Annotated in this window: 9 protein-coding genes and 1 pseudogene; 5 read left to right on the top strand and 5 right to left on the bottom strand. The window is 66.8% G+C overall.

Annotated features, from left to right (window positions below):
• The first annotated feature begins 78 nt into the window (after positions 1–78).
• From FXO23_RS50120 to FXO23_RS52135, 4 genes are read left to right on the top strand one after another with little or no spacing between them, the layout of a single operon-like run.
• Entirely contained in the window at positions 79–339 is a 261-nt protein-coding gene (locus FXO23_RS50120; protein WP_158896224.1) for an SDR family oxidoreductase, read from the top strand.
• Positions 281–517 (top strand): SDR family oxidoreductase, encoded by a 237-nt coding sequence (locus FXO23_RS50115; RefSeq protein ID WP_158896226.1) that lies wholly within the window; start codon positions 281–283, stop codon positions 515–517. The genes FXO23_RS50120 and FXO23_RS50115 overlap by 59 nt, the downstream gene beginning before the upstream one ends.
• A gap of 37 nt (positions 518–554) precedes the next feature.
• Positions 555–767 carry a class I SAM-dependent methyltransferase gene (locus FXO23_RS52140; RefSeq protein WP_246258646.1) on the top strand — a complete coding sequence of 71 codons (213 nt, stop codon included), beginning with the start codon at positions 555–557 and terminating at the stop codon, positions 765–767.
• Positions 764–985, top strand: a complete 222-nt coding sequence (locus tag FXO23_RS52135) for a hypothetical protein (protein ID WP_246258643.1) — start codon at positions 764–766, stop codon at positions 983–985. Before FXO23_RS52140 ends, FXO23_RS52135 begins: the two co-directional genes overlap by 4 nt.
• A 380-nt stretch (positions 986–1,365) precedes the next feature.
• Here the strand turns inward: FXO23_RS52135 and FXO23_RS52915 are convergent.
• From FXO23_RS52915 to FXO23_RS50090, 5 genes and pseudogenes are all read right to left on the bottom strand, one after another.
• A pseudogene (locus FXO23_RS52915) lies at positions 1,366–1,644 on the bottom strand (hypothetical protein); the annotation flags it as partial.
• Between the two features lie 10 nt (positions 1,645–1,654).
• Positions 1,655–1,807, bottom strand: a complete 153-nt coding sequence (locus tag FXO23_RS50105; protein WP_158896222.1) for a hypothetical protein — start codon at positions 1,805–1,807, stop codon at positions 1,655–1,657.
• Positions 1,804–2,514, bottom strand: a complete 711-nt coding sequence (locus tag FXO23_RS50100; RefSeq protein WP_158896220.1) for a hypothetical protein — start codon at positions 2,512–2,514, stop codon at positions 1,804–1,806. The genes FXO23_RS50105 and FXO23_RS50100 overlap by 4 nt, the downstream gene beginning before the upstream one ends.
• Positions 2,511–3,086, bottom strand: a complete 576-nt coding sequence (locus FXO23_RS50095) for a dihydrofolate reductase family protein (protein ID WP_158896218.1) — start codon at positions 3,084–3,086, stop codon at positions 2,511–2,513. Before FXO23_RS50095 ends, FXO23_RS50100 begins: the two co-directional genes overlap by 4 nt.
• 109 nt (positions 3,087–3,195) lie before the next feature.
• Complete coding sequence (locus tag FXO23_RS50090) at positions 3,196–4,152, bottom strand: nitroreductase/quinone reductase family protein (protein ID WP_158896216.1); 957 nt, start codon at positions 4,150–4,152, stop codon at positions 3,196–3,198.
• Between the two features lie 576 nt (positions 4,153–4,728).
• On the opposite strand from FXO23_RS50090, the gene FXO23_RS51395 reads away from it, so the two are divergent.
• Positions 4,729–5,385: SulP family inorganic anion transporter (locus FXO23_RS51395; RefSeq protein ID WP_246258640.1), on the top strand; the 657-nt coding region annotated here is incomplete at its 3' end.

Raw genomic sequence — 5,385 nt, 5'->3', positions numbered from 1 at the left:
CGAGCGGTTCGGGCGCCTTGACGGCGTGGTCAACAGTGCGGAAGTCGTAGCGTCCCCCCGCTCGGCGAGATCGACACCGTGCGAGGGATCTGGGCTTCCACCGTGCTGGGGCCGACGTTCCTGGTGCAGGCGGCACTTCCCGACCTCACCCGCAGCAAGGGATCGATTGTCAACGTGTCCAGCAGTCTCGGCCACCGGCCCGCGCCGGGGATCAGCCAGTACGGCGCGGCCAAGGCCGCGCTGGAACAACTGACCCGCAGCTGGGCGGTGGAACTGGCCGATCGGCAGGTGCGGGTTCAACGCGGTCGCACCCGGACCTGCCGAAAGCGAAGCACTTAACCGCGCGGGCGCGCAGGGCAACGGGGACACTGCGGCGGACAGGCGAGGCCGGATCCCTCTGGAACGCGGTGGTGATCTCGAGGACGTGGCGCAGTGGGTGCTCGCGCTCGCTGACCCCGCGTCCCGTGGGGTGACCGGCCAGATTCTCGACGTCGATGGCGGACTCGAGCTGATCTGACGGGTGCCATCGTGCGGATCGGGGATAAGCTTCGTCGATGGCGCTCTCCTCCCGCCTGGCAGAGATCGTAGAGGCTTTACCGCTCACACCGCGGTTACGTGTGCTTGAAATCGGTTGCGGGACGGGCGCTGCGGCAAGGGCGGTGGCGGCGCGGCTGAGTTCCGGGCACATCTGCGGTATTGACCGGTCCGCGAAGGCGATCGAACAGGCACGAGCAGCATCGGCTCAGGAAATTGCTCGGGCAGGATGAGCTTGCGCCATGTCGCTGCCGAAGCCTTCGTGCTTGAGCCGGGGGAAGCACCTTTCGATATCGTTTTCGCCGTGCGTGTCGGTGCGCTCGACGGACGGCATCCGGAGTCCTGCCGTGCTGTGCTGGCGCGCATCGCGGCCGCCTCGGCGGTCGGCTGCCGACTGTTCATCGACGGCGGCAATCCGCTCCGCGAGCTCCCGATAGTGCCGACCTCCTGAAGGATTGTCTCGCCACCGCGTCAGTCGGCGACCGATCCGGCTGTCAGGTTGACGGCTGCGGCCGTGGTGTCGTCAGCGGTCGCCAGATAAACGGCGGCACGCCCCGCCTCCGCGACCGAGGGCACCCCGGCCGAGCATCGTGTCCGTCTCTGCCGCGGCTAGCACTTCCTCTGCCGCGGCGTCACCAGCCCAGTTCGACCCGTAGTCCCGGTGGGCCAGGACGGAATCGCGGAACCCGGTCGTCCTGAGCCAGCACACGTGTACCCCTGCCGGACCCAGGTCGACGGCCCACTGGCGCAGCATCCCCTCCACCAGTCCCCACTGGACCATGGTCGTGCCCGTTCCCGGGTACGGCGGACCATGTCCGGTCACGGTCAGGATCACGCCGCTGCGCTGGGCCGCCATGCGGCGTGCCGTGGCCTGGGTGACGGCGTATTGCGCCGCGACCGTGGTCCCGACCGCCCGGCGAACGTCTGGTAGCTCATATCTACCAGTGACTCACCCTGCACGTCCCCGTGCGTCACGGCGTTGAACACAACATCGACGCGTCCGGCGGCCGAGTGGATCCCGTCGATGTGCCGCGCGACCGCGTCCGGGTCGGTCGCGTCCACCCGGTCCCACTGGACGTGTCCGTTCGCGTCGATGCGGTCCGCCAGAGCGGCGAGGCTGTCACCCGTCCGGCCTGCGAGGAAGAGCCGGGCCCCGGCATCGGTGAACGCGGCTCACCGCCTCCCCGACGAAACCCGTCGCTCCGTACACCACCGCCACCTGTCCGAGCAGATCGGTGCTCGGGATGCCGACGGTCACGCCGGTCATGTTCACGCGGTCTTCTCCTTGCGGCGTAGGACCGCGAGGGACACGGCGAGCAGCCAGAGCACGACCAGACCGGGGGCGAGCGCGGTGGTGCACCATCCGACGGCGGCGTAGAAGTCGGCCGGGTCGGGTCCGAAGTAGACGGTCGGTACGAATGCCAGTTGCACGGCGCAGAGCGCTGCGCCGGCGAGAAGCAACCAGCGCGGAAGCAGGTCTGCCTGTCGAGCCCGCAGCACCGAGGCGCCGACGAAGACCGCTGCGACGATGCGGCCGAGGGCTCCTTGGAGCAGGAACTGCCCGGGCGCGAGCGCACCGTCCTGCGTTGGGTCGATCGGCTCGACGGTGACGATGGTGGTGCCGGCCTCCAGTGAGAGGTGGACGAAGGTGAGCGCCACCCAGAGGATTCCGGCGGCGAGCACCACCGTCTCCGGCAGGCCGCCGGAGGTCGCCGTTGCCGCGCCACCGGGCGCGCCAGCCCGGCGCAGGTACCGGCTCCACGCGCAGGCGAAGACCAGGAGGGCAGCGCATCCCAGCGCCCCGGTCAGGACGCGGGTCAGGATGTTCCAGTCCGGCGGCGCCCCCGAATACACGAAGTACAGCGGCAGCGACACGAACGAGAGCAGGCAGAACGCCAACCCGGACACCCCGGTGGCGCGCGCCAGGGCGCGCGCGGGATCTCCCGCGGTCGAAACCGCTCCACTGCTGTCGAAAGTCATGGCCTCTCCGGCGTGGCGTCGGCGCGGGGTACCGGTGCGTAGCGCGAGTACGTGACGTTGCCGAAGCTCTTCGCGTCCAGCAGGCATAGTCGCGGCAGCTCGTAGCCGTCGGGGAAGATGCGGCGTCCGGTGCCCTGCACGCTGGGGTAGACGAACAGGCGGTATTCGTCCACGAGCCCGGCGGCGATCAAGGTGTGGCACAGGGTGATGCTGCCGGTGACTACGATGTCCTTGCCCGGCTGCTGCTTCAGTTCGCGTACCTGGTCGACCGGGTCGCCTGGCAGGACGGTGGTGTTCTGCCATTGCGGATCGGTCATCGTGGAGGACACGACGTACTTCCTTTGGTCGTTCAGGGAAGCGGTGATACCGGTGGCGTCGTCGTTCTGCCGAGGCCAGTACTCGCGGAGGGCCTCGAAGGTGCGTCGGCCCACGAGCAGTGCGTCGCTCTCGTGGTCCTGGCGGTGCAACTCCTCGAGCACGCCGCTGGTCTGCTCCTGTGGGGAGAACCAGTCGGTGAGCATTTCGATCGAGCCGTCGACGGTGATGTTCTGGGTGATGACGAGCGTGCGCATAAGGGCTCTCCTCGGGGCCTTCCTCGTGGGTTCGCGGCGTCGTACGCCGACGGAATCCCGGTCCTTGTGGTTGGGCCGGGCTCGAATCGCCCGGCTCCGGAGGCGAAGATCATGGACGAGTGGGTGCTGGCCCGAGGGAGTTGAGGGCGTTCACCACTGTCTTTTCCTCGTATTCGAAGTGGGTTTCGAGTTTAGCGGCGAGATGTTCGAGTTCGTCGCGTATCGTGCTCGGGTCGCTTTCGCCGGGGACGTAGTCGTCGACGAGTTGCTGGATTCGCCGGCGCAGGCGCGCGACGGTCTTGTGTTCTTCGCCGAGTTTGGTCAGGTCTTCGGCGAGTTCGGGGTACTGCTGGGCCAGCATCGGGAACGCGCCCTGGTCTTCGCCGGTGTGGTGTTGCTCCAGCGCACCGCAGAATTCCAGGCAATGCGTGCGCAACTGCTGGGCCAGATCCGGCGACGGCCGCTCGAGGGTTGCGGAGTCCGCGCGACCCTCGGCGAGCGCGTCGAGCTGGCGGCGGAGTTCGCCCAGTTCGTGGCGGAGCCAGTCGTGGCTTTCCACGAGGAAATCCCCGAGCCCGGTGACCCGATCGCCGGTGGTGTCGGGCTGGGGTTCGACCGCGACAGGTGCGGGCCCGGAATGAGAATCCGCTCGGTGCAAGGTCACCACGGGGATCTTCCGGGTGGTTTTTGTTTGGTATTCGGCGAATCCTGGATCCTGTGCCGTCACTTCGTCGAAGAGTGCGTCGCGTTCGTTCCCGGTCGGGATCTCGGCGATGGCGGTGTAGGTTTCCGTTCCCGTTTCCACTGTCACGACCGGGTTCTTCCGGATGTTGTGATACCAGGCCGGGTGCGTCGGCGCGCCCATCGCCGAAGCGACCACGACCGCCTTCCCGTCGATGTGCAGGTACGCCAGCGGGCTGGTCCGGCTCAGCCCGGTCCGGGCTCCGGTGGTCGTCAGCAAAGCCAGTGTGGAGCCTTCGAACATCCCGCCGACCCGACCGCCGTTGGCGCGGAATTCGGCGATGACCTGGCGCTGAAAAGCGTTGAAGTCGAAACCTTCAGACATGGTGCCCTTTCCCATTGATCGAAGAGATTGGAGGGTGGACACCACCGGAAAAAGGCATGAGTAAAACCCCGCAGGCTGCGTACGCACTGAAGTGTGAGCGTGATACCTCAACGTGAGGTTGCCAAATGCGAGAGATACGGAACCATGCCGCTCTCACGGTGGCGACGAAAGTGGAAAACCTCCATGCGTAGGCCCATACGGGGCTCAAGCCAAAAACTAGCACGAGGCCCGCGACGGTCGCAACAGCCGAGGTGTGGCAGGAGGTGAGCCGGGACAGGGGAGCGGTGAAGGCGATGTCTTTCGGGTGAGTATCCGCCCGGCAAAGTATGACTCCGTGTCGAGGGGGCTCGTCCGCCGCGTCTCTGCTCAGCCGTGTGCAAGGTCTGCAGTGGTCGCTGATCGCGCAATGACGTTCCACAAAGGCGTCGCCGTCGCTCGGCCCACCGTGGAGTCACTTGGTCTTGCCTTGAAGGGATTTTTACGGCATCTTTACGGTAGGAGCGCCGGGAAGCCTGGTCGGCAACTCGGCCCCCGCGTGGGTCGAAGTCAGCATGCTGTCGACCGAGATGGGGGCCGATGTTCCAGCGCATCGCCAGAGAAGTTCTTTCCGGTTTGACCGTGGCGATTGTGGCGTTACCGCTGGCTATCGCGTTCGGTATCACCGCGACCGGCACCTCCGAGGGTGCGCTCGTCGGCCTGTACGGGGCGATCTTCGCCGGGTTCTTCGCGGCGCTGTTCGGCGGTACGCCCGGCCAGGTGACCGGCCCGACCGGTCCCATCACCGTCGTCGCCACCGGAGTCATTGCCGCGTACGGACTCGAGGCCGCGTTCGTCGCGTTCATCATGGCCGGCGCGTTCCAGATCCTGTTCGGACTGTGCAGGCTCGGCTCGCTCATCCGGTTCATACCCCACCCCGTGGTGTCGGGCTTCATGGGCGGGATCGCACTGATCATCATCCTGGGCGAGCTAGACCAGGTGCAGCGAAGTTTCCTGGTGGTAGCGGGCACGATCGTGCTCATGCTCGTGTCCGCGCGAGTGATCAAGTCGGTTCCGGCGAGCCTGATCGCGCTCGTGATCATCACCGTCACCTTGCGGGTCGCGGACTCGCTGCTGCAGGACGTGCGCGTTGGACCGGTGTCGCTCAACGCGGCGGTCGACTACATCGGCCAGATTCCGGAGTCGTTTCCCTCGATCACCCTTCCAGAGTTCAGCGGGTCGCAGATCCTCGGCCTC

Source organism: Amycolatopsis anabasis (assembly GCF_009765355.1).
In the GTDB taxonomy this organism is placed as follows: Bacteria; Actinomycetota; Actinomycetes; order Mycobacteriales; family Pseudonocardiaceae; genus Amycolatopsis; species Amycolatopsis anabasis.
Note: the sequence above shows the minus strand (reverse complement) of the source record. Positions and strands in the feature narration are given on the sequence as shown.

Bases quoted from the DNA above. Each gene is read 5' to 3' on its own strand.
- FXO23_RS50095 (WP_158896218.1), bottom strand. From the start codon at position 3,086: ATGCGCACGCTCGTCATCACCCAGAACATCACCGTCGACGGCTCGATC.
- FXO23_RS50100 (WP_158896220.1), bottom strand. From the start codon at position 2,514: ATGACTTTCGACAGCAGTGGAGCGGTTTCGACCGCGGGAGATCCCGCG.
- FXO23_RS52140 (WP_246258646.1), top strand. From the start codon at position 555: ATGGCGCTCTCCTCCCGCCTGGCAGAGATCGTAGAGGCTTTACCGCTC.
- FXO23_RS52135 (WP_246258643.1), top strand. From the start codon at position 764: ATGAGCTTGCGCCATGTCGCTGCCGAAGCCTTCGTGCTTGAGCCGGGG.
- FXO23_RS50090 (WP_158896216.1), bottom strand. From the start codon at position 4,152: ATGTCTGAAGGTTTCGACTTCAACGCTTTTCAGCGCCAGGTCATCGCC.